At 76.1% G+C, this 20,240-nt stretch carries 19 protein-coding genes; 10 read left to right on the top strand and 9 right to left on the bottom strand.

The annotated features are described in order from the left end of the window. Positions 1–146: 146 nt before the first annotated feature. The 4 genes from LIX60_RS05670 to LIX60_RS05655 form a co-directional block, all read right to left on the bottom strand. Entirely contained in the window at positions 147–1,658 is a 1,512-nt protein-coding gene (locus tag LIX60_RS05670; protein WP_227957472.1) for a bifunctional phosphatase PAP2/diacylglycerol kinase family protein, read from the bottom strand. 88 nt (positions 1,659–1,746) lie between these two features. Continuing rightward, positions 1,747–2,202 carry a CBS domain-containing protein gene (locus tag LIX60_RS05665; protein WP_019710941.1) on the bottom strand — a complete coding sequence of 152 codons (456 nt, stop codon included), beginning with the start codon at positions 2,200–2,202 and terminating at the stop codon, positions 1,747–1,749. Positions 2,203–2,485: 283 nt separating this feature from the next. Then, positions 2,486–2,995, bottom strand: coding sequence for a DUF2795 domain-containing protein (locus tag LIX60_RS05660; RefSeq protein WP_308101096.1), 510 nt, complete (start codon positions 2,993–2,995; stop codon positions 2,486–2,488). Then, entirely contained in the window at positions 2,992–4,158 is a 1,167-nt protein-coding gene (locus tag LIX60_RS05655) for a Vms1/Ankzf1 family peptidyl-tRNA hydrolase (protein ID WP_227957471.1), read from the bottom strand. The genes LIX60_RS05660 and LIX60_RS05655 overlap by 4 nt, the downstream gene beginning before the upstream one ends. 269 nt (positions 4,159–4,427) lie before the next feature. Between LIX60_RS05655 and LIX60_RS05650 the strand changes: the two genes are divergently transcribed. The 5 genes from LIX60_RS05650 to LIX60_RS05630 all read left to right on the top strand — a co-directional run bounded on the left by LIX60_RS05650 (position 4,428) and on the right by LIX60_RS05630 (position 7,438). Next, entirely contained in the window at positions 4,428–4,673 is a 246-nt protein-coding gene (locus LIX60_RS05650) for a DUF6158 family protein (protein ID WP_125626944.1), read from the top strand. 410 nt (positions 4,674–5,083) lie between these two features. Continuing rightward, the gene (locus LIX60_RS05645) at positions 5,084–5,509 is read left to right on the top strand and encodes a phage holin family protein (RefSeq protein WP_078649462.1); all 426 of its coding nucleotides are present in this window, start codon (positions 5,084–5,086) and stop codon (positions 5,507–5,509) included. Beyond that, entirely contained in the window at positions 5,506–5,775 is a 270-nt protein-coding gene (locus tag LIX60_RS05640) for a DUF3618 domain-containing protein (protein ID WP_227957470.1), read from the top strand. The genes LIX60_RS05645 and LIX60_RS05640 overlap by 4 nt, the downstream gene beginning before the upstream one ends. 2 nt (positions 5,776–5,777) lie before the next feature. After that, positions 5,778–6,041 carry a DUF4235 domain-containing protein gene (locus LIX60_RS05635; RefSeq protein WP_095756669.1) on the top strand — a complete coding sequence of 88 codons (264 nt, stop codon included), beginning with the start codon at positions 5,778–5,780 and terminating at the stop codon, positions 6,039–6,041. A gap of 584 nt (positions 6,042–6,625) precedes the next feature. After that, positions 6,626–7,438, top strand: coding sequence for a SigB/SigF/SigG family RNA polymerase sigma factor (locus tag LIX60_RS05630; RefSeq protein WP_043463961.1), 813 nt, complete (start codon positions 6,626–6,628; stop codon positions 7,436–7,438). 154 nt (positions 7,439–7,592) lie between these two features. Here LIX60_RS05630 and LIX60_RS05625 read toward each other — a convergent pair whose 3' ends face one another. Next, a complete protein-coding gene (locus LIX60_RS05625) occupies positions 7,593–8,891 on the bottom strand; it encodes a PAS domain-containing protein (protein ID WP_227957469.1) in 1,299 nt (432 codons plus the stop codon). Between the two features lie 241 nt (positions 8,892–9,132). On the opposite strand from LIX60_RS05625, the gene LIX60_RS05620 reads away from it, so the two are divergent. From LIX60_RS05620 to LIX60_RS05610, 3 genes are all read left to right on the top strand, one after another. Beyond that, positions 9,133–9,933, top strand: a complete 801-nt coding sequence (locus LIX60_RS05620) for an ANTAR domain-containing response regulator (RefSeq protein WP_227957468.1) — start codon at positions 9,133–9,135, stop codon at positions 9,931–9,933. Between the two features lie 121 nt (positions 9,934–10,054). Then, the gene (locus tag LIX60_RS05615; protein WP_374117805.1) at positions 10,055–11,353 is read left to right on the top strand and encodes a pyridoxal phosphate-dependent aminotransferase; all 1,299 of its coding nucleotides are present in this window, start codon (positions 10,055–10,057) and stop codon (positions 11,351–11,353) included. Between the two features lie 340 nt (positions 11,354–11,693). Further along, positions 11,694–12,863, top strand: coding sequence for an MBL fold metallo-hydrolase (locus LIX60_RS05610; RefSeq protein ID WP_227957467.1), 1,170 nt, complete (start codon positions 11,694–11,696; stop codon positions 12,861–12,863). A 66-nt stretch (positions 12,864–12,929) separates the two neighbouring features. On the opposite strand, the gene LIX60_RS05605 is transcribed toward LIX60_RS05610, so the two are convergent. Together LIX60_RS05605 and LIX60_RS05600 are read right to left on the bottom strand one after the other, a co-directional pair. Continuing rightward, positions 12,930–13,574, bottom strand: coding sequence for a DedA family protein (locus tag LIX60_RS05605; protein WP_227962639.1), 645 nt, complete (start codon positions 13,572–13,574; stop codon positions 12,930–12,932). A 23-nt stretch (positions 13,575–13,597) separates the two neighbouring features. After that, positions 13,598–14,377: an MBL fold metallo-hydrolase gene (locus LIX60_RS05600; RefSeq protein ID WP_095757941.1), complete on the bottom strand. Its 780-nt coding sequence runs from the start codon at positions 14,375–14,377 to the stop codon at positions 13,598–13,600. A 241-nt stretch (positions 14,378–14,618) separates the two neighbouring features. Here LIX60_RS05600 and LIX60_RS05595 point away from each other — a divergent pair, with 241 nt between their 5' ends. Both LIX60_RS05595 and LIX60_RS05590 read left to right on the top strand, forming a co-directional pair. Further along, on the top strand, positions 14,619–15,557 hold the full coding sequence (locus tag LIX60_RS05595; protein WP_374117804.1) for a ketopantoate reductase family protein: 939 nt from the start codon (positions 14,619–14,621) through the stop codon (positions 15,555–15,557). Positions 15,558–15,767: 210 nt separating this feature from the next. Then, positions 15,768–17,915, top strand: coding sequence for a phage holin family protein (locus tag LIX60_RS05590; protein ID WP_265584802.1), 2,148 nt, complete (start codon positions 15,768–15,770; stop codon positions 17,913–17,915). An 81-nt stretch (positions 17,916–17,996) separates the two neighbouring features. Here LIX60_RS05590 and LIX60_RS05585 read toward each other — a convergent pair whose 3' ends face one another. Both LIX60_RS05585 and LIX60_RS05580 read right to left on the bottom strand, forming a co-directional pair. Further along, positions 17,997–19,088, bottom strand: a complete 1,092-nt coding sequence (locus tag LIX60_RS05585; RefSeq protein WP_227957464.1) for an acyl-CoA desaturase — start codon at positions 19,086–19,088, stop codon at positions 17,997–17,999. A gap of 202 nt (positions 19,089–19,290) precedes the next feature. Continuing rightward, complete coding sequence (locus tag LIX60_RS05580; protein WP_227957463.1) at positions 19,291–20,160, bottom strand: helix-turn-helix domain-containing protein; 870 nt, start codon at positions 20,158–20,160, stop codon at positions 19,291–19,293. Positions 20,161–20,240: the final 80 nt, after the last annotated feature.

Below are 20,240 nucleotides of genomic sequence, written 5' to 3'. Positions count from 1 at the left end.
AGGCGTGCGGGGAGCCGCAGTCTAGACCGGCGTCTCGCATCACGAGAATGACGTCTCGCCATGTGGTACGCGAGGGGAGGTGCGGAGAGGCGGCGGGCCTCGGCGAGCCGGTGCGCCCGAGGGCCGGTCGGCCCGCCGGTGTGCCCTCAGTCCGGGACCGGCCGGTAGACGGTCAGCGCCTCCTCCGCCTTGTCGATGACGAAGGCCGGGGGAGCGGGCGCCACTTCGCCGTCGTACGCCATGTGGGTGCCGGTCGGCAGTCCCGAGACCCGCAGCCGGCGCGGACGCGCGGCGGCGTAGACGGGGGACCGGGCCAGCGCGCCCGTGAGCGCCGCGGCGACGAGCCGGGTGCGGGCGAAGCGTCCGCCGTGCGCGACCCGGACGTCCAGCAGGCCGTCCGCCAGGTCGTAGCGGCGGACCGGGGCCAGCCCCACGCTGCGGTAGGCGCCGTTGCCCGCGAAGAGCAGCCACATGGAGCGCGGCACGCCGTTGACCACGGCCTTCACCGGGCGGGAGGTGCGCAGGACGTGCGCCACGCCGAGCAGGGTCGCGGCGGGGCCGCCGATCCGCGGCGACCAGTGGCCGCGCAGCCGCACCAGCTCCGGGTACGAGCCGAGGCTGAAGGTGTTGAGGAAGTAGGTCGGTTCGCGCAGGGCGCCGGGGCCCTCGCTCGGGGTCAGCCGTCCCACGTCCACCCGGACGGCCTCGCCGCGCGTCACGGCGGCGCAGACGTCCTGGATGTCCTCCACGCCGAGGTCGGAGGCGAAGTGGTTGAAGGTGCCGCCCGGAAGCACGGCGAGCGGCACCCCGTACTGGAGCGCGACCGTCGCGGCCGCGCTGACCGTGCCGTCGCCGCCGACGACGCCGAGCGCGCCGCCCCGTTCGGCCGCGTCGCGCGCAGCGGTCTCCAGCGTGCTCGTCAGCGGGGCCCGGTCCGGGTCGTGGCGCACGATCTCCGCCTTGGGCAGCGCCGCCCGCAACTGCCGTACCGGGTCGGTCCGGTGGGGCATGGCGCCGGAGAGCGGGTTGACGACGACGAACAGGCCCTCACCGGCGGGAAGGGCGGGGGCGTCGCCGCGCGGGCGGGCGGGCGGCGGCAGCTGGTGCCGCGAGGGCACGAGGCCCCGGACGGCGTAGGCCGCGCCGGCGCCGAGGGCGGCGCCCGCGACGACGTCGCTGGGGTAGTGCACGCCGGTGTAGACGCGGGAGAAGGCGACGGCGGCGGCGACCGGGGCCAGCAGCGTGCCCCACGGCCGGGACTCCAGCGCGACGCCCACGGCGAAGGCCGCGGCGGAGGCCGAGTGCCCGGAGGGGAAGGAGGTGGTGGTCGGCTGCCGCTTGGCGCGCCGGAGATGCGGCACGGCATCGATGATCGGGCGGTCGCGGCGCACCGACCGCTTGCCCAGGGTGTTCACGGTGGCCGAGGCGAGCGCCAGCGAGGCGACCCCCCGGGTGGCCGCGCGGCGGCCCCGCGCGCCGCCGAACGCCCACAGTCCGGCGGCCACGCCGAACCACAGCCGGCCGTGGTTGGCGCTGTGGGTGAGGCGCGGCAGGAACCGGTCCCCGGCGGGCCAGTGGTGTGCGGCCACCCGGGCGAACACCGCCCGGTCCCCTTCGCTGAGCCATCGGTGCCAGCGGCCCCTCGTGTCGTCCGTCATGGACAGACGCATACCCGCTGCCGGCCGAGGCATCGCTGCCGCCGGCGGGTGATCACCGGGACCGGCGGGGCCGGCGGGACCGGCGGGGTCAGACCGCCTGGACGGGCCAGGTGTCCGGGACGGCGCGGCTGATGTCGGCGAGGGCCGAGCCCGGGTCCTGGGCCAGGGCGAGATCGCCGATGCTGACCATGCCGAGCGGCCTGCCGTCCTCGACGACGGGCAGCCGCCGGACGGCGTTGGTCCGCATCAGCATCACGGCGGCGTCGACCGATTCGTCCGGGCCGACCGTGACGGGGCGCGGGGTGCAGACGGACAGCGCGCTGACGGTCAGCGGGTCGACGCCCTCGGCCACCGCGCGGAGGGTGATGTCCCGGTCGGTGAGGATGCCGATGAGCCGGCTGTCCTCGACGACCACGACATCGCCGATGTCGTGGGTGCGCATCAGCTCGGCGGCCTCGACCAGTGACGCGTCGGGGCGCACGGCCGTCACCGCGGGGGTCATGACGTCGCGTACGTGTTCTGCCTGTCCGTGTCCGTGTGCCATGGCTTCGTCGCCTCCTCGGGGCGCGGGGCCCGGCGGGCCCGTCGCGGCCCCGTCCCCACGCCGTCCCCGCGGGTTCAGGGCGGGGAGCGGGGTTCGTTCTCCGGCCCGGAGTACCCGCGGGGGCGCGGCGTATGCGGGGATCACGGGGACAGGGCGGGGCGGGGCGGCCGGCGCGGCGCGGAGCGGGCGAACACGTGTCCGTGCGTCCGCGCGTCCGGGCCTCGGGGACCCGGGGACTCACCCCTCCGGTGCCGGCGCCGGGACCGCGGCCCGCCGTCCCGGGTCAGGACCGGGGCTTGCGGCCGAGGGCCACCATCACGTCCTGCACATTGCGGTAGTCCTGGTCCGCCGGCAGGCCGTCGATCAGCTCCACCAGCCGTTCGGGGGCGTTGCGTTCGCGCAGCGTGCCCAGGAGCTGTTCGCGCCGGCCGGGGAAGGGGGTGCGGCCGAAGTAGCGGGCGAGTTCGGAGCGGAGGGCCTCCGCCTCGGCCTCGTCGCTGACACCGGGGGTCGGGGCCGGGCGCAGCGTCGTGTCGGGGTCGTCCTCGGCGCCGGGCTCGGGGTCGTGCCACTCCTCCGCCCGGGTGGAGTGCCCGGAGCGGAGCATCCCCTGGAGCTGGTGCTTCATCTCGTCGTCGTGGTGCACGTTGAGCCGGTCGCTGCCTCGCTGCATGTGGTCCTCCCGCTGCTGCTTCGTTCCGCGCTGCTGTTGGCCCGCCGCCGGGTCGGGCGGGCGGCCCGCGCGGTGATTCCGGCGGAAGGGGTTGCGGAGGAGGGGGTTCCTGAGGGTCACAGCGATTCCTCCAGACGTTCGCCGCGGGCGCTGGGCCAGCGGAGCAGGGCGCCCAGCCCGCCGGACGGCAGATCACCGTCGACGTCCTCCGGGCGGTGCACGACGACGGCCTCGGCGCCGCTCGCGGCCGCGGCGCGCAGCAGCGCGTCGTCGGCGCGGACGGCGACCGGTTCGGTGTCGCCGAGGTACGGGATGTCGGTGTGCCGTACGGCGATCTGGTCCGGCTCGCGGCCCACCCACACCTCGCGGTGCACGTCGGGTCCGTCGGGCCGGATGACGAGTGAGCCGATGCGGTGCTCGCGCGCCGCCTCGACCAGCGCGGGCACGCCCTCCGCCGCGTCGTGCCGCACATCGCCGGGCACCTGGGCGCGGCGGGAGCGGAACCGGTCCAGCAGCTCCGCCGTGTGCTGCCGGACGTACTTCTCGCGGGCCTCGTCCACCGCCTCGTCCAGCCGCTCCCGGCGGGCGCCGGCGGCCCGGCCGCCGTACTCCGTCTCGGTGCAGGCGGACTTCAGCGGCTCGGGGAGCCGGTCGTGCACGGCGCGGCGCTCGCGCACGTCCCCGGCGAGGACCAGCATCCGGGCGCCGGTCTCCTCCCAGGTCTCCACGAGGGCCTCGGCGATCTCCCCGGCGTTGTGCTCCCAGGTGTCCTCCACGGAGAACTCCCAGTGCCGGACGGACCAGTCGGCGCCGGACTTGGTGCGGTGCATCGGCCACTGCCGGCCCTCGTGGTGCCCCGCGTTCTCGCGTCCGTAGTCGTCGCGGATCTGGAAGTCCGCGCCCCTGCGGTCGATGTACGCGATCAGGCACCGCGGGTTCTCGCTGCGGTGCTCCAGCAGCGGACCGAGGTGCGGCACCGGCGACCAGCTGACCTCCGAGCGGCCCTGCGGGGCCTCGCCGAGCGGTACGTCCAGCACGACTTCCCCACCGGTGGCGAAGAGGGCCCGCCCGGGAGCGCCGGTGCGGGGCAGTTCGCTCAGCACATCGCGCAGCGTGCGGCAGGTGCGCTCGTCGGCGCCCTGCGCGGCCAGTTCGTCACAGGCCTCGCGGGCCGCCAGCTCCTGCTCCTTGAAGGCGTACTGAGACGCGCGGGAGGTGTCGAAGTAGACCGACGCCCAGGGGCCGGGCCGCTCCACGACCGGGTTGAGGAATGCGAGTTCCATTGCTTCCTCCGAACTGTCTGTATCGGTGGTGCGAACCGGGTACCCGATGGATCCACGGCAACACGACCGGCACCCGTCTCCCGGGAGACCCCGCCGGACGCGGGGGAACGCCGGAACCGTGGGAACCCGGCCGCGGGGCGGTTGCGCGGCCCGTGACGGAGAAGACGACGGGAGAGGACGCGGCACGCACGGACGGGGCCACGAGCGGACCGGGACCGCCGCACGGCGGGCGGGACCGCGAGGCGAGAGACGACGAGAGAGGTGGAGCCATGGCGGACGCGGAACGGCGGAGAGCCGGGGTCGACCCCGCCGACCTGGACGAGCGGCAGCTGCTGAAGGAGCTGGAGTCGGTCCACCGGACCCGGCACGAGACGCTGCTGCACGGCGCGCCGGACGCGCTGGACGCCCACAACTCGCGGATGGCCGAACTGGAGGGCGAGTATCTGCGGCGCCACCCGCGCCGGCAGGTGACGCCGTCCCGCACCCGGGAGGGGGCGCGGGCCCGCGAGCCCTGAGCCGCTCCGGGGCGGGGGCTGCGGCCCCGCCCCGGAGTCCCGGTCCCGCCGGCCCGCCGCGGTGTTTGGCGGATACGGGCCGGGGGACCCGGTGCACGGCCGGAGTGGCCGTGAGTGGGGAAAAGGAAGGCTCGGGCCCGGGAATTCAGGGATCCCGGGTCCGAGCCCTACCCGGTGACGGAACGGTGGCGGAACGAGCCCGTAGACCAGCGGAAAGTCCGGTTTGACCCGAAAGGGAATGGTCACTCGCCTTCAAGGCCCGTGACGTTCGTCACAGAGCGTGACTGTTCCCCAGGGAAGGACCAGGGCCATGGCGGTATTCGCCGTACTCATACCGATGGCCATGCTCGGCCTCGTCCTGGCACTGGGCCGCTACGAGGAAGTCATGTTCATGAGGGAGGAAGACACCAGTGACCACGACCGTGAACCGACGGCCGCCCGGGGGCGACACCGGCGAACCGTCGGCAGGCGACCTCGTCAAGCAGGCCGCCGAGCAACTGTCCGACCTGGTACGAGGTGAGATGCGGCTCGCCCAGGCCGAGCTGGCCCGCAAGGGCAAGCGGGCCGGTCTCGGGGGCGGGCTGTTCGGCGGCGCGGGCGTCGTGGCCTTCGTGGCGTTCCAGGCGCTGGTGGCGGCGGGGATCGCCGCACTCGCCCTGGTCCTGCCGGTGTGGGCCGCCGCCCTGATCGGGGCGGCGGCGCTCTTCGCCTTCGCCGGGATCCTGGCGGCGCTCGGCCGCAAGCAGACCCGGGAAGCGGCACCGCTGATGCCCGAGGAGGCGATCAGCGGCATGAAGGCCGATGCCGAACGGATCAAGGAGAGGGCGCACCGATGACGAGCACTCCCGAGGAACTGCGCCAAGAGGTGATCCAGGCGCGGGAGCGGCTCGGTGACACGGTGGAGCGGCTCGCGGCCCGCGCGGACGTGAAGTCCCGCGCCAGGGCCCGGGCCGCCGAGATCAAGGAGGAGGTCCGGGAGCAGGCCGGGCAGGCCACGGAACGGCTGGGCGGCCCGCCGCTCGCCGCCGTGGCGGGCGGTGTCGCCCTGCTCCTCGTTCTGATGGTGATACGCGGCAAGCGCGCGGAGAAGGGCAAGGGCTGAACGTGAGCACGGTGTACAAGATTCTGAGCGCGCTCTTCGGCATCCTCGGCGGTGTCATCGCCGGCGCCCTCTTCAAGCAGCTCTGGAAGCGGGTCTCGGACAAGGACGAGGCCCCCGAGCCCACCGACCCCGACTACACCTGGGCGCAGATCCTGCCGCCCGCCATCGTCAAGGGGGCCATCGTGGGCGGGGTCCGCGCCGTGGTGGAGCGGAGCGGTGCCAACGGCGTCCGCCGGGTGACCGGGAGCTGGCCGACGAACGACTGACAGCGTCCGGACGGCCAGACGGCCAGACGGCCAGACGGCCAGACGGACGGACGGACGGTCGGCCGCGACGGCCGGCGGGCCGGCCCGAACCTCCCCGGGCCGCCACGGCGACGCCCCGGCCTTTCGGCCGGGGCGCTTCCGTCCCGGGGAAGCACCGCCGGCCGCCCACCCCGGGGTGCCGGAGGTACCGCGGCCCCGCCGGGAGGTTCCGCTTCGGTCCGCCCCCGGCGGCCCGGCGGGCGGGCCCCCGGCCCGGTCAACACCGTTTCCGCCTGCGGTTTTTCCAAGACGCGGGCGGCGCTCGCAGGGCTGGGGGAGACGGCCGGCGATGCCTCCGGTCGCGCACCCGGCGGACCTGGTGGAGCATGGAAGTGAACCTGTTCCAGCGGGCTCCCGCCGCTGCCGGAAGGGCTCGAAGGCCGTGTGTTTGCGGCCCGGGCCCGGGGGCAAGCGACAACCGTGCTTCGGACCGTAGGCACGCCCGTGGGACCAGCTCTGTCTGCGGCCCCGAGCGCGCCTCGGCCCCGTATGTCGTGCCTGCTCCCACGGTGAACCAGTCCGACCGTCCTGGGAGCGAGATCCTCATGACGACCGTACGCGCTCACACCACCAAGCGGCCTCGCTCGAGGCACCCGCACGACGACGCACCCGACACCACCGAGGACTTCCGCAGGCTCTCCCGGATGCCCGACGGCCCCGAGAAGGACGCCCTGCGCCAGCGGGTCGTCAGCGCCTGGATACCCATGGCCGAACGGCTGGCCCGGCAGTTCCGCAACCGGGGCGAGTCCATCGAGGACCTCCAGCAGGTGGCCGCGCTCGGCCTGGTCAAAGCCGTGATGCGGTACGACCCGGACCGCGGCACGGCCTTCGAGAGCTTCGCCGTGCCGACGGTCGTCGGCGAGGTCAAGCGGCACTTCCGCGACCACATGTGGGGCCTGCACGTACCCCGCCGGGTGCAGGAACTGCGCAACCGGGTCCGGGTGGCGTACCGCGAACTCTCCACCACCCTCGACGGACGCGGCCCCAGCATCCGCGAGGTCGCCGAGCACACCGGGATGTCCGAGGAGGACGTGCTGCTCGGCATGGAGGCGCTCGACAGCTTCACCCCGCTGTCGCTGGACGCGGAACTCCCCGGTTCCGAGGACGGCTACGCACTCGTCGACACCCTGGGCAAGGCCGAGCCGGGCTTCGACCGGATCGTGGACCGCGAGGCGATCAAGCCCAAGCTCAGCCGGCTCCCGGAACGCGAGCGGCAGATCCTCTACATGCGGTTCTTCTGCGACATGACCCAGAGCCGGATCGCCGAGCAGCTCGGCATCTCCCAGATGCACGTCTCCCGGCTGATCAGCCGGACCTGCGCCACGCTCTGCGACCAGGTGATGGCCGACGCGAACTGAACCGGCCGGGCGGCCGCCCGCAGCAGCCGCCCGGCGGTTCGGTTCCCCGGGCCGCTCCGCCCCGGTACTCCCGGACGGCGGGGCGGTTGTTCTCTGCCGGTGTTCGCCGCCGGGACGGGGCGCGGGCCGCCCCGGCCCCCGCGCCGTACGGGCCTCACGCCGGGAAGGCGGCCGGACCGGCGGGCGCGGCGTCCCGCCCGGCCGAGCGGCCCAGGGCCAGCGACAGATGCCGGGCCATCCGGTGCACCGCTCCCGCCTCGGCCATCTCGAAGGCGCGCCGTCCGCCCGTGCGGAAGAGGGTCAGCGCCCCGCACGGCGCGGCTGTACCCGGCGCCGGCGCCGGACCCTCGCGGGGCGGCGGGCACAGCGGTACACAGAGCAGCGAGGTCACCCGCGCCGACACCAGCACCGCGGCCCCCGACGCGTCCCGCCCGAAGGCCTCCGGGTCCTCCGGGCGGACCCGCAGCGCCGGCACCCCGTCCCGTACGGCGTCCAGCACCAGCGGGCAGTCCGCGGGGTCCTGGCCGGCCGGCCCCGTGCCCGGCTCCGGCCGCGGGTCCGGGCCCAGCACCACCAGCCGCCGCAGCGGTCCGGGCGTACCGCCGCCGGGCGGGACGGGGGCGAGGTCGGCGATCACCCAGTCGGCGAACCGGCCGTGCAGCAGCCGGGCCGCCCGGCCCAGCACGTCCTCCGGGGAACCGGGGGAGCCGGCGAGCAGGGCGGCGGCCATGTCGTCGACCAGGTCCATCAGTTCGGCGTTCCGGGACACCTCGGCGAGGTCCGGCCGGGGCCGCCGCGGCGGCGGCGCGGGGAGCCGGGCGGAGCCGGTGCGGTCCGCCGCGCGCCCCGGAGCGCGGCGCGGCTCCCGTTCCGCCTCTCCCGCGGGGACGGTCTGGAAGACGGCGAGCACGGCCGGCCGCTGCTCGTCCGGCGGCCGCAGGGCGGTGAGGGTCGCGCGCAGCGCGCTCCGCTCCCCGTCCTCCGGGGCGGGCTCCGGCAGCCGCCGGACCAGCAGGCTGCGGCTGCCCTCGCCCCGCGCCACGGCGGCCACCTGGGAGCGGAACGCCGCGCGGGTGTCGTGCGCCAGGGCACCGGTCAGCGCCCGGCCGGTGGCGTACCCGGCCCGCAGGGCGAAGAGTTCACCGGCGGCGACGTTGAGCCGCCGGACGACGGTGGTGCGGTCCATGAGCACCACCGGAAGCGGCAGCCGCTGGAAGAGGCCGCGCAGCAGCCGCAGTTCCGGATTCTCCCGGGGGGTGCCGTCGCGTGCGGACGCCGCCGAGAGCTTCTCGAACCGCGGCCACAGGATCTCCGCCACGTGCTGGAGTTCGAACAGCGCGGTGTCCAGGGCCGCTCCCCGTTCCTCGGAGGGAAGCGAACGTGCGGACTGCAACTCCGCGACCCGGCTGCGGAAATCCGCCAGCTCGGCACCGAAATCGATGGTCTCGCCCATGAGCCCACGGTAGCCGCATCGCCTGCCGGGAAGCCGGGCACCACCCGGGGTGCGGGCGGTGGCGGAGGGCCGCCGGGGCCCCGGCGGGCGGAAGGACGCCCGTGCCCGTTTTGCCGGTCCCGGCCCGGGCAGGCGGCCGGATGGGGGGAGACCGGGGGAACCACACGGCTTCAGGACGGTGAGAGTCTGATCACCGGCGTGGATGGGTGACCTCGGAGCGTAAGGAGGGCTGTCCCCAGGTATGCCCGAGCACAAGGAACGTGAGCCGGATCCCGCGCCGGAGACGGTGCCCGACACCTCCGAGCCCAGCCTGGCGCGGCTCGCCGAGCAGGCCGCCGCGTCCAATCCCTGGTGCTGCGGTGCCGGGGCGACCGCCGTTCCCCTCTCCGGGCTCTCCGGCGCGCGGGGCGCCGCCGCGGCGTTCTCCGCAGCCCCGCTCCGTACGGCCGTGACCCACCCCGACCTCGCACCGCTGGCGACCGTGCAGTGGGAGACCGGCGAGGGCCCCGTGCCGGCCGTTCTGGAGACCGGCCGCCCGGCCGTCTCGGAGGACCTGCTGCACGACGAGCGCTGGCCCCGCTACCGGGCACGGGCCCTGGAGGCGGGGGTGCGCTCCAGCACGACCCTGCCGTTCCGCCGGGAGGACCTGCTGGTCACCCTCACCGTCTACGGCTTCCGTCCGGGCCGGCTCGTGGACCCGGCGCGGGGGGTGACGGCCCTCCTCGGCGACCTGGCCACCAGCGAGATCGTCCGCGGCATCGAACAGCGCCGGCTGCGCGCCGAGATAGACCAGCTCGGCACCGCGCTGCGGGCCCGCCCCGTGGTGGACCAGGCGTGCGGGATCATCATGCACGTCCTGGGCTGCGACGCCGACACGGCCTTCGGCCTGCTCCGCACCATGTCCCAGCGCACCAACCGGAAGCTGTCCGAGCTGGCCGCCGCCCTGGTCGGCAGCCGCGGCCGGGGCGCGGAGGCGGAGATCGTCCGGCTCGCGGGCGGCCGCCCGGCCGGGCCCCGCGAACGGCCGCGCTCCCGGCCGTAGCCGCCGCCGCACGCGCCGTCGCGGTGCCGGGGCACGGCCGCCCGCCGTTGCCGACCGGGCGGGATCTGCGAAGGTGGAAGGAGCGGGCCGTCACACCGCCCAGGCCCGACGGAGGTACCCGATGGAGCCGATGCCGGCGGAGCCGCGTGGCCGGGCCCTCTTCGGGCCGCCGGTGGAGCCCTCCGGCCTGCCCGTCCTCCCCGGACTCGCCGAACGGCTGGCGGCGTCGGCCGGCCGCGGCGCACCCGAGCCCGTGGGCGGGGGACCGGAACTGCTCGACGCGGCCTGCGGCTACTGGGCCCGGCGCGGACTGGCCACCGGCCCCGAGCGGCTGCTGGCCGCCGCGGGCCCGCAGCCCCTGCTGCTCGCGCTGCTCGCGGCGGCGGGCGGCGACGTCTTCACCACCCGGCCGTGCGCCCCGTGGCACTCGGCGCAGCCGCTGGTGCTCGGCCGCCCGGCCTACCCCGTGCCCGTCCCCGCCGAGTGCGGGGGTGTGCCCGACCCGTTCGCCCTGCTGGAGACCGTGCGTCGGGTGCGGGCCGAGGGCGGGGCCCCCCGCGTGCTCGTCCTGTCGCCGGCCGACGATCCGACGGGCACCACCGCGCCCCCCGAACTGCTGCACGAGGTGTGCGAAGCGGCGGCCGGCGAGGGGCTGTTGATCATCAGCGACGAGACGGACCGCGACGCGCTCCACCCGTCCCCCGTGTCGGTCCCGGACACCCCGGGCACCCCGGACGCCGCGGCCCCGCCGGGCGATCCCGCGCGGGACGGGCGGGGCCGGCCCGTGTTCGTCAGCCCGGCGGAGATGCTGCCCGAACACGTCGTCGTCCTCGCCGGGCTCGGGACCACGCTGCTGCCGCCCGGGTGGCCCGCCGCGATCGCCCGCTTCCCGGCGGGCCGGGAGGGCGCCGGGCTGCGCGCCGCCGCACTGGGGGTACTCGCCGGGACACGGACCGGGCCGGGGGCGCCGCTGGCCGCCGCCGTCGCCCACGCCCTCACCGAGCCGCCCGACGTCACCGAGCGGCTCCGGGCCGCCGCCCGGCTGCACGGCATCCTCGCCGCCGCCCTGTACCGCACCGTCGTCCGCCACGGCGCCCTCGGCCGCCCGCCGCGCGCGGGGGACCGGGTCTACGCCGACCTCGGCCCGTTCGGTGACGCGCTGGCCGCCCGGGGGGTCGGTGACTCCGTGGAGCTGGAGGTCCACCTCACCCGGCGGCTCGGCTTCCCCGTGGCGGGCGGGCACCGGTTCGGCGATCCCCCCGACGCGCTCCGCGTCCGGTTCACCACCGAGCCGCTGCTCGCCCCGGACGGGCCCGGCCGCCTCCGGGCGCTCACCGCCGCGGACCCGCTGGACTCGCCGCACGCGGCCCGGTCGCTGACCCTGGTGACAGGGGCTCTCGACGAGTGGAGCGGCGGATGACGGGACCGGGACGGGCACGGGACCCTCGCCGCCGCCGCCGGACGCGGACCGGCCGGCGGCCCGGCACCGTTCGGCCCGGCACCGTTCGGCCCGGTGCCGGCCGGTCCGGTCGTGGTGGCTGCGGCTCCGACCGTCGCCGTGCCGGCAGCTCCGGCGCTCCGGCAGCGGGTGGCGTGACGGGTGAGGCGTGGCACCGGACGGGCACGGCTTCTGTCCGTCCGGGCAGCCGGAGCAGCCGGACAGAAGGAGGAACGTTGTCAACGGAAGGGGGCATACGGCAAGGCGTGACGCCTGGTAGCGAGCGGGCCGCAGGGCACCGCGGAGAGCCAAGGGAGCAGCGATGACGGAACGGCAGGAGCGCTTCCTCACCGGAATCGGTACCGGCACCGGAACCGGCGGCCGTATCGGCTACGGAACCGGCGCCGGCACGGAGACCCGGACCGGTCCCGGCACCGCCGCGGCGCCTCCCGGCACCGCCACGGTCACCGCTCCGGGCCCGGCCCCCCGCCCCCGTACCGGACCGCTGCCCGAGCCCCGTCCGCTGGGGGAGACCCGCACCTGGCCCCGGTCCTTCGCCGACCGGCTCACCGCGCCGCTGCCCGCCGGGGTGGCCGGCCTCGCGCGGCTGGCCCGCGAAGGGGTGTCGCGGCCCCCCGCCGAGGCCCTGGCGGAGGTCTCCGAGCTGCCCGTGGCGCCGGGCCCGCTGCCGGAGGCCGGGCCGGGCACCGTCGCCGTGACCTGGGCGGGCCACGCGAGCTGGGTGGTGCGGATAGGCGGGCTCACCGTGCTGACCGACCCGGTGTGGTCCCGCCGCATCCTCGGCACCCCCTCCCGCCTCACCCCCGTCGGCGTCCCCTGGAAGGACCTGCCCCCGGTGGACGCCGTCGTCATCAGCCACAACCACTACGACCACCTCGACGGCCCCACGCTCCGCAGGCTCCCGCGCGACACCCACCTCTTCGTGCCGGCCGGGCTCGGCGCCTGGTGCCGGCGCCGCCGCTTCACCCGCGTCACCGAACTCGACTGGTGGGAGGCGGTGGAACTGCCCGCCCGGGACGGCGGCACCGTCCGCTTCGACTTCGTCCCGGCCCACCACTGGAGCAAGCGCACCCTCACCGACACCTGCCGTTCGCTGTGGGGCGGCTGGGTCCTGACCGGCCCGGCGGGCCGGCGCGTGTACTTCGCGGGCGACACCGGCTACGGCCACTGGTTCGCGGAGATCGGTGCCCGGCTGCCCGGGATCGACCTCGCCCTGCTGCCGATCGGCGCCTACGACCCCTCCGACATGCTGCGCGACGTCCACACCGACCCGGAGGAGGCCGTGCAGGCCTGTCTGGACGTGGGCGCGCGGCACATGGCACCGATGCACTGGGCGACGTTCCTGCTCTCCGCCGAGCCCCCGCTGGAACCGCTCACCCGGGTCCGCGCCGCCTGGCGGCGCACCGGCCGCCCCCGCGGGCAGCTCTGGGACCTCCCGGTGGGCGGCTCCCGGATCCTCCCGGAGGAGTGACCGGGGGACCGGGGCCCGCCCGGCCCAACGGGGGCGGCCCGGCCCAACGGGGGCGGGGCGCGCCGGTCAGCTCGCCGTATCGCGCCGGCCGGCGTCCCGGACCCGGCGCCAGCCGGCCGGGGCGGCGCTGATCGCCAGGGCGAGGGCCACCGCCGCCAGCGCCCCCTGCCAGGGCTCGGGGAAGAGCGATCCGCCGGTGATCCCGATCAGCAGATAGGCCCCGGCCCACGCCAGGCTCGCCGGCGCGTCACCCCGGATGAAGTCCCGCATCGGCATCTTCGCCAGCAGGCACGCCAGCATCACGGGAATCCGCCCGGCCGGCATCAGCCGGGACACGACGAGCACCGTCACCCCGCGCTCGTCCAGCTTCCGCCGCGCCGTCTCCAGCCGGTCGGGAGCCGCCCGGTCCCGCAGCCGCCGCAGCCAGCGGGAACCGCTGTCCGAGCGCACGCCGCGCAGGCCGAGCCCGTAGAGGAGGACGTCACCGGCGAAGGCCGCCAGGGCCGCCACCGCGAACACCAGCGGCAGGGTGAGCCCGGGCAGCTGGTGGTGGAGGGCCACGGCCGCCGCCGAACTCACCAACGCGCCCGTCGGCACCACCGGCACCAGCGACCCCAGCGCCACCAGGAGGAACAGCGAGGGGTAGCCCACGAAGGTCTGCGGCGACGTCGCCGGCACCCAGCTGAGGAGGTCTCCGACCGCGCCGGGCAGCGCCCGGTGCACGGCCCCGTCGGTCACCGCGCGACCTCGGGCCGCACGCTCTGCCCGTGCTCCAGCCGGTGCACGGCCACCTCCGGGGCGAGCGCCGTCGCCTGCCGGACGAACTCCTCGCCGGGGGAGTGGAATTCGTGCGGCCGCACGGCGTCCAGGCCGATCGGCCAGAACGTGCCGTAGTGCACCGGCACCGCGCACCGCGGCGCCAGCCGGGCCGCCGCCCGGGCGGCGCGCGAGGCGTCCAGATGGCCGCTGCCCAGATACGGGCCCCAGCCGCCGACCGGCAGCAGCGCCACATCGCAGGGCCCCACCACATCCGCCATCTCGTCGAACAAGCCCGTGTCCCCCGCGAAGTAGGTGGTCGACTCGCCCCGCAGCACATAGCCGAGGGCGGGAGAGCGGCGGGGCCCGTAGGGCAGCCGGCGCCCGTCGTGCGCGGCGGGCACGGCCCGCACCGTGAGATCGCCGACCCTCGTCTCGTCACCGGGCGCGACCTCGGTGACGCGCAGCGTCCCGGCGGCCAGCCGGCGCAGCGCGGGCACCGCGGCGAGCGCCCCGCGCGGCACGAGCACCCGGGTGCCCGGCTCCAGCCGGGCCAGCGAGCGCGGGTGGAGATGGTCGGCGTGCAGATGGGAGACCAGCACGACATCGGCGACGGCGGCCTCGGGCGGGGGCACCGCGCCCCGGCGGCGCCGCAGATGCGCCAGCCGCTGCACGAGCAGGGGGTCGGTGAGCACCCGCACCCCGGAATCCGTCACGGTCGCGGTGGCATGGCCCCACCATGTGATCTCGACCGGCACCCGCCACACCTCCCTGGTCTCCGCCGCGGCGGCGGCGTCCTGCTGCCGAGCGTAGCCGCACGGCCGGGTACGGCGCCGGGGTCTGCGGCGGCCGGGCCGTACCCCCGGCCGCCTCCGCGGGGCCGCGCCGCTCCCGCACCGTCTGCCCCGGGACCGCCCTCGTACCCGCCGGTCGGTACGGTGGGGCCGCCCCGGGTGGCGGGGTGGACGGCAGGACGCGGCGAGACCGGCGGCAAGGAGAGTGACCGTGACCCCAACCCCAACCCCAACCCCAACCCCGACCCCGACGACAGTGGCGGTACTGGGCCCGGGCGGCGTCGGAGGACTGGTCGGCGCGCTGCTCGCCCGCGCGGGGCACCGCGTGGTGTGCCTCGCCGGAGCGGAGACCGCCGGAACGCTGCGGACGGACGGCCTGCACGTGACCAGCGGGCGCTTCGGCACGTTCCGGGTCCCGGTCGAGGCGGACACCGAACTGCGCGAGCCGGCCGGCCTGCTGTTCGTCACCGTCAAGGAGACCGCGCTCGCCGACGCCCTGGAGCGGGTGCCGGCGGCGGCTCTCGGCGGCGGACTGGTGCTGCCGCTCCTCAACGGGGCCGACCACCTCGGGCCGCTGCGCGAGCGCTATCCGGCGGAGCAGGTGGCCGCCGCGACGATCCGCGTCGAGTCGACCCGCGTCGCCCCCGGCCGCATCGAGCACACCAGCCCCTTCGCCGGCATCGAACTCGCCGGCCGCACCGTGCCCCGCGAGCGCCTCGACCACACCGCCGCACTGCTGCGCGAGGCCGGGCTCGGCGCGACCGTACGGGACGACGAGACCGCCCTGCTCTGGGACAAACTGGTCTTCCTCGCCCCGATGGCCCTGCTCACCACCCGCTACGGGGCCACGGTCGGCGCGGTCCGCGAGCAGCGGCGGCCCGAACTGCTCGCCCTGCTCGACGAGATCGGCGCCGTCGCGCGCGCCGCGGGCGCCGCCGTGGAACCGGGCGAGGTGCTCGGCTTCCTGGAGGGCGCCCCCGGCTCCATGAAGTCCTCGATGCAGCGCGACGCCGAGGCGGGCCGCCCCCTGGAACTCGACGCGATCGGCGGCTCGGTGCTCCGCGCGGCCGAACGCCACGGCCTCCCGGCCCCGCTCACCGCCGAGATCGTCGCGGAACTGCGGTCCCGCACCGGACGGTCCTGAACTCCGCCCCTCCACCCCTCACGCCCCCGCACCCGTATGGGAACGCCCCGGCTCCCGGACCCGGCTGCCCCCGTCGTCCCCGCTCCCGGGCCGGGCGCCGGGCGCACTCCGGCCGGACGGTTCACGACCACGCGGTCCGCCGTGGTCCGCGCCCCGTTGTGACAGTCTGGAGCCGGCCCGTACCGCGGACGGTGCGGGCGGACCGGCGAGATGGGAACGTGCGTGGTACGAGGCAGATGGCGGGCCGTCGGCGGCGCGGTGTTCCGGGTGCTCGCGGTGTGGGCGGTCAGCACGCTGACGATGCTGATCCTCGCCGGTCTGCTGCCGGACTTCCGCATCCAGTCCCCGAGCGGCGACAGCCCGACGACCATCGCGCGCACGGCCGCCATCGGCGCCGGCGCCTTCGGTCTGCTGAGCGCGCTGGTCTGGCCGCTGCTGGTCCGCGCGCTGTTGCTGGTGCCGGCGTTCTTCCTCGGCGTCCTGGTGTTCTTCCTCAACGGCTCGATGCTGCTGCTCGCCCTGCGGCTGGTCCCCGACGGCGGGAGCGAGGCCGGGCCGGAGACGGCCGTGGCGGTGGCCGCCATCATGTCGGCCGTCGCCTCCGCGACCAGCACCGCTCTCGCCGTCCGTGACGACGGCGCCTACCGGCGGCGGCTCCGCCGGCTCGCGCACCGGCACCGGCCCGGCCCCCGGCGCACCGGCGAGGACGGTCTGCCCGCCCGGCCCGGCATCCTCTTCCTCCAGCTCGACGGGGTGGGCTTCGACGTCCTCAGCGAGGCCGTCAGCCCCCGCACCCTGCCCGGTACCGGCCGGGTGCTGCCGCCCGTGATGGAGACCGTCGCCTCCTGGATCGAGTCCGGCGGCCACCGCCTGTCGATGTGGCGCACCGACTGGTCCAGCCAGACCGGCGCCAGCCAGCTCGGCATTCTGCACGGCACCAACCACGACGTCCCCGCTTTCCGCTGGTACGAGAAGGAGACCGGCCGCGTCCTGGTGTGCTCCTCGCCGAGCAGCGTCGCCGAACTCCAGCGCCGCGCCGTCGAGCGCACCGGCGACCGGGGGCTGCTGGCGGAGGACGGCGCCAGCCGCGGCAACCTCTTCAGCGGCGGCGCGCAGCAGCTCGCCCTGGTGCTCTCCGTGGCCGCCCGGCGCGGCCGGGGCATCCGCTCCCGGGCGGGCTACTTCGCGTACTTCTCCGATCCGGCCAACGCCACCCGCACCGCCCTGTCCTTCACCGCCGAGGTGTTCCGCGAGATCGTGCAGGCCGTGCGGGCCCGGATGCGCGGGGACGAGCCGCGCGTCAAGCGGGGCGGGCTCTACCCGTTCATCCGCGCCTTCGCGACCGTCGTCTCCCGGGACGTGGTCGTCGCGGCCGTCATCGGCGACCTGTTCGCCGGGCGCACGGTGGTCTACGCCGACCTCGTCGCCTACGACGAGGTGGCCCACCACTCCGGCCCGCACAGCCGGGACGCCCAGCAGGTGCTGGCCCGGCTCGACCGCAGCGTCCGGCTGATCGCGAAGGCCGCCGCCCACGCGCCCCGCGCCTACCGCATCGTGCTGCTGTCCGATCACGGGCAGAGCCCCGGCCGGACGTTCGCCGAGGCCTACGGGATCACCCTGGAGGAACTGGTCCGCATCGGCTGCCGCGGCGGCCGGTCCGGCTCCCGGCCGCTGGCCGGTCGGCGCGCCGACCGCGAGGTGACCGGCGCCGAGGCGCGGGCGGTGGCCCGGGCGGCGCTGCACCGCGTCGACGAGGAGGAGAAGGAGACCCGGCGCGGCCGCGGCGCCGGGCCGGTCGTGCTGGGCTCCGGCAACCTCGGGCTGATCAGCTTCCCCGAACTGCCCGGCCGAGTCAGCCGGGAGGAGATCGAGCGCCGCCACCCCGCACTGCTGGGCACACTGGCCGAGCACCCCGGCATCGGGTTCGTCCTGGTGCGCAGCGAGGAGTACGGGCCGGTGGTGCTGGGCCCGCACGGCGGCGAGCACCGGCTCGACCAGCGTGTCGTCATCGGCCCGGACCCGCTGGCGCCCTTCGGCCCGGAGGCCGAGGACGCGGTCCGGCGCACCGCGGCCTTCCCGCACGCCGCGGACATCATGGTCAACTCCGCGTACGACCCGACGACCGGCCGGGTGCACGCCTTCGAGGCGCAGATCGGCTCGCACGGCGGACTCGGCGGGTCCCAGGGCCACGCCTTCCTGCTCCGCCCCGCCGAGCTGTCGCCTCCGGTGCCGGAGGGCGAGATCCTCACCGGGGCGGAGGCGGTGCACCGGGTGTTCCGCCGCTGGCTGGCCGAGACGGAGGCGCCCGGGGCCCCGCTGTCGCCTCCGGCGGGCGGCCCCGGCGAACGCGTCGGCTGACCGCCGGGGCTTTGCCGGGGGCGGCTTGGGCTGCCGGGCCGTCGAGGGGCGCCGGGACCGCGGGGTGCCCGCCCGTACCGCTCAGGCGGCGGGAACCGCGTCCCGTCCGCCCCGCCGGAGCGGCGCGCCGACGGCGTGCAGATGGCGCAGCGCCTCACGGTACGAGGCGATCAGCCCGGTCTCGTGGTACGGGATGTTCAGCTCCGCGCAGTACTCGCGGACGATGGCCCGGGCCCGGCGCAGATGCGGGGTGGCCATGCTGGGGAAGAGATGGTGCTCGATCTGGTAGTTCAGCCCGCCCAGGGCGATGTCCATCAGGTGCCCGCCGCGCACATTGCGGGAGGTGAGCACCTGGCGCCGCAGGAAGTCGGGCCGGTCCCCGCCGGTGAAGGTCGGCATCCCCTTGTGGTTGGGCGCGAACGTCGACCCCAGGTAGACGCCGAAGACGGCCTGGTGGACGAAGAGGAACAGCAGCGCCTTGCCGGGGGAGAGGACGAGGAACAGCGCGCCCAGATAGACCGCGGTGTGCGCGGAGAGCAGGACGGCCTCCAGGATCCGCCGCTTCATCCCCCCGGCGAAGAGCGCCCGGACGCTCGACACATGGAGGTTGAAGCCCTCCAGGGTGAGCAGCGGGAAGAACAGATACGCCTGCCGGCGGCCGATGAACCGGGGCAGGCCCCGGCTCTTCCGCGCCTGCTCGCCGGACCAGACCAGGATGTCGGGGGTGACGTCCGGGTCCAGCTCCTCGTGGTTGGGGTTGGCGTGGTGCCGGGTGTGCTTGTTCATCCACCAGCCGTAGCTCATCCCGATGCCGAGATTGCCGAACAGCCGGCCGCCGGTCTCGCTGGGCCGGCGGCGCCGGAAGACCTGGCGGTGGGCGAGGTCGTGGGTCAGCAGCGCGATCTGCCCGAAGACCAGCCCGAGGAAGGCGGCCACGGCCGGCTGCCACCAGGAGTCACCGAGCAGCGCGAAGGCCGTCCAGCCGGCCGCGAAGAGGACGGAGACCACGGAGAACCGGACCGCGTAGTAGCGGGGGCGGCGCTCCAGCAGGCCGGCGCGGGAGATCCGTTTCGCCAGCCGGGCGAAATCACTGCCGGATTCCGCGGTACGAGGAGGGTGGACCGTTTCCGAGGCCGCCCGGGCTGTGCCCGGGGCCTCGGTGCTTGTCGTCATACCGCCGAGTGTGCGGCATCCGGAGGCCCCACTTCCATCCGGGCAGCCCGAGGGCCGGCACGGGGGCGGGCCCCCGGGGTGGCGTAGGGGGCGTAAGGGGTCGTACCGCGCGGCCCGGGACCGAGCGGCCGGGGAGACGGGTCTCACTTCCGTCCGCCGCACGGCGGAGGGGTGGCGGCGCGGGTGCCGTCCCGCGGGGGACTCAGGGCGCCGTCCCGCGCAGATACTCGCCCGTCTCGCGGTCGGCGGGCAGCAGCGTCTCGATGGCCAGCTCCGACACCGTCACATCCATGGGGGTGTTGAAGGTGGCGATGGCCGAGACGAAGGAGAGCACCCGCCCGCCGTGCTCCAGCCGCATCGGCAGCGCGACCGGCTCCCGCTCACCGGCGCCGGGGGAGCCTGTGGTGCGGAAGCCGGGGGAGGCGGACGCGTCCGCCGGGCCCGAGGCGGGCGGGGGCGCGGGCGGTGCCGGGTAGCCGCGCAGCTCCTCGTAGAGCGCCCGCAGCGGCGCGGAACGGACCAGGGGCAGCTGCCGCTCCAGCCGGCCCAGCAGATGGCCGCGCCATTCGGCGAAATTCCGGATGCGCGGGGCCAGGCCCCCCGGGTGGAGCGCGATCCGCAGCGCGTTCACCGGGGGTTCCAGCAGCGGGGCGGCGACGCCCGCCAGCAGCGCGGCCAATCCGCGATTGGCGGCGACCACCGTGTACATGCCGTCGACCACGAACGCCGGATACGGGTCGTAGCCCGCGAGGAGCCGCTCCAGCTCCGCGCGGAGGGGCTCCAGAGCCGGGTCGTCCAGCGGCCGTTCGGGGAAGTGCGGGGCGTAACCGGCCGCCACCAGCAGGGCGTTGCGCTCCCGCACCGGGACGTCGAGCTGCCCCGCGAGCCGCAGCAGCAGCTCCCGGCTCGGCCGGGACCGGCCCGTCTCGACGAAGCTGATGTGCCGTGCCGAGGAGCCCGCGCGCAGCGCCAGCTCCAGCTGGCTGATCCGGCGCAGCTCCCGCCAGCCCCGCAGCAGCGCCCCCGCTCCGCCCCGCGCGGCCGTCCCCGTGTCCCCCGCATGCGTCGTCATGCCGCCCGACGGTAGCCGAGGAGAGTGACACCGCCCCGGGGCCGTGGCGCACGGCGGACCCGGCGTGCCACGGTGGCAGG

This window comes from Streptomyces sp. S07_1.15 (assembly GCF_020739505.1).
In the GTDB taxonomy this organism is placed as follows: domain Bacteria; phylum Actinomycetota; class Actinomycetes; order Streptomycetales; family Streptomycetaceae; genus Streptomyces; species Streptomyces xinghaiensis.
Note: the sequence above shows the minus strand (reverse complement) of the source record. Positions and strands in the feature narration are given on the sequence as shown.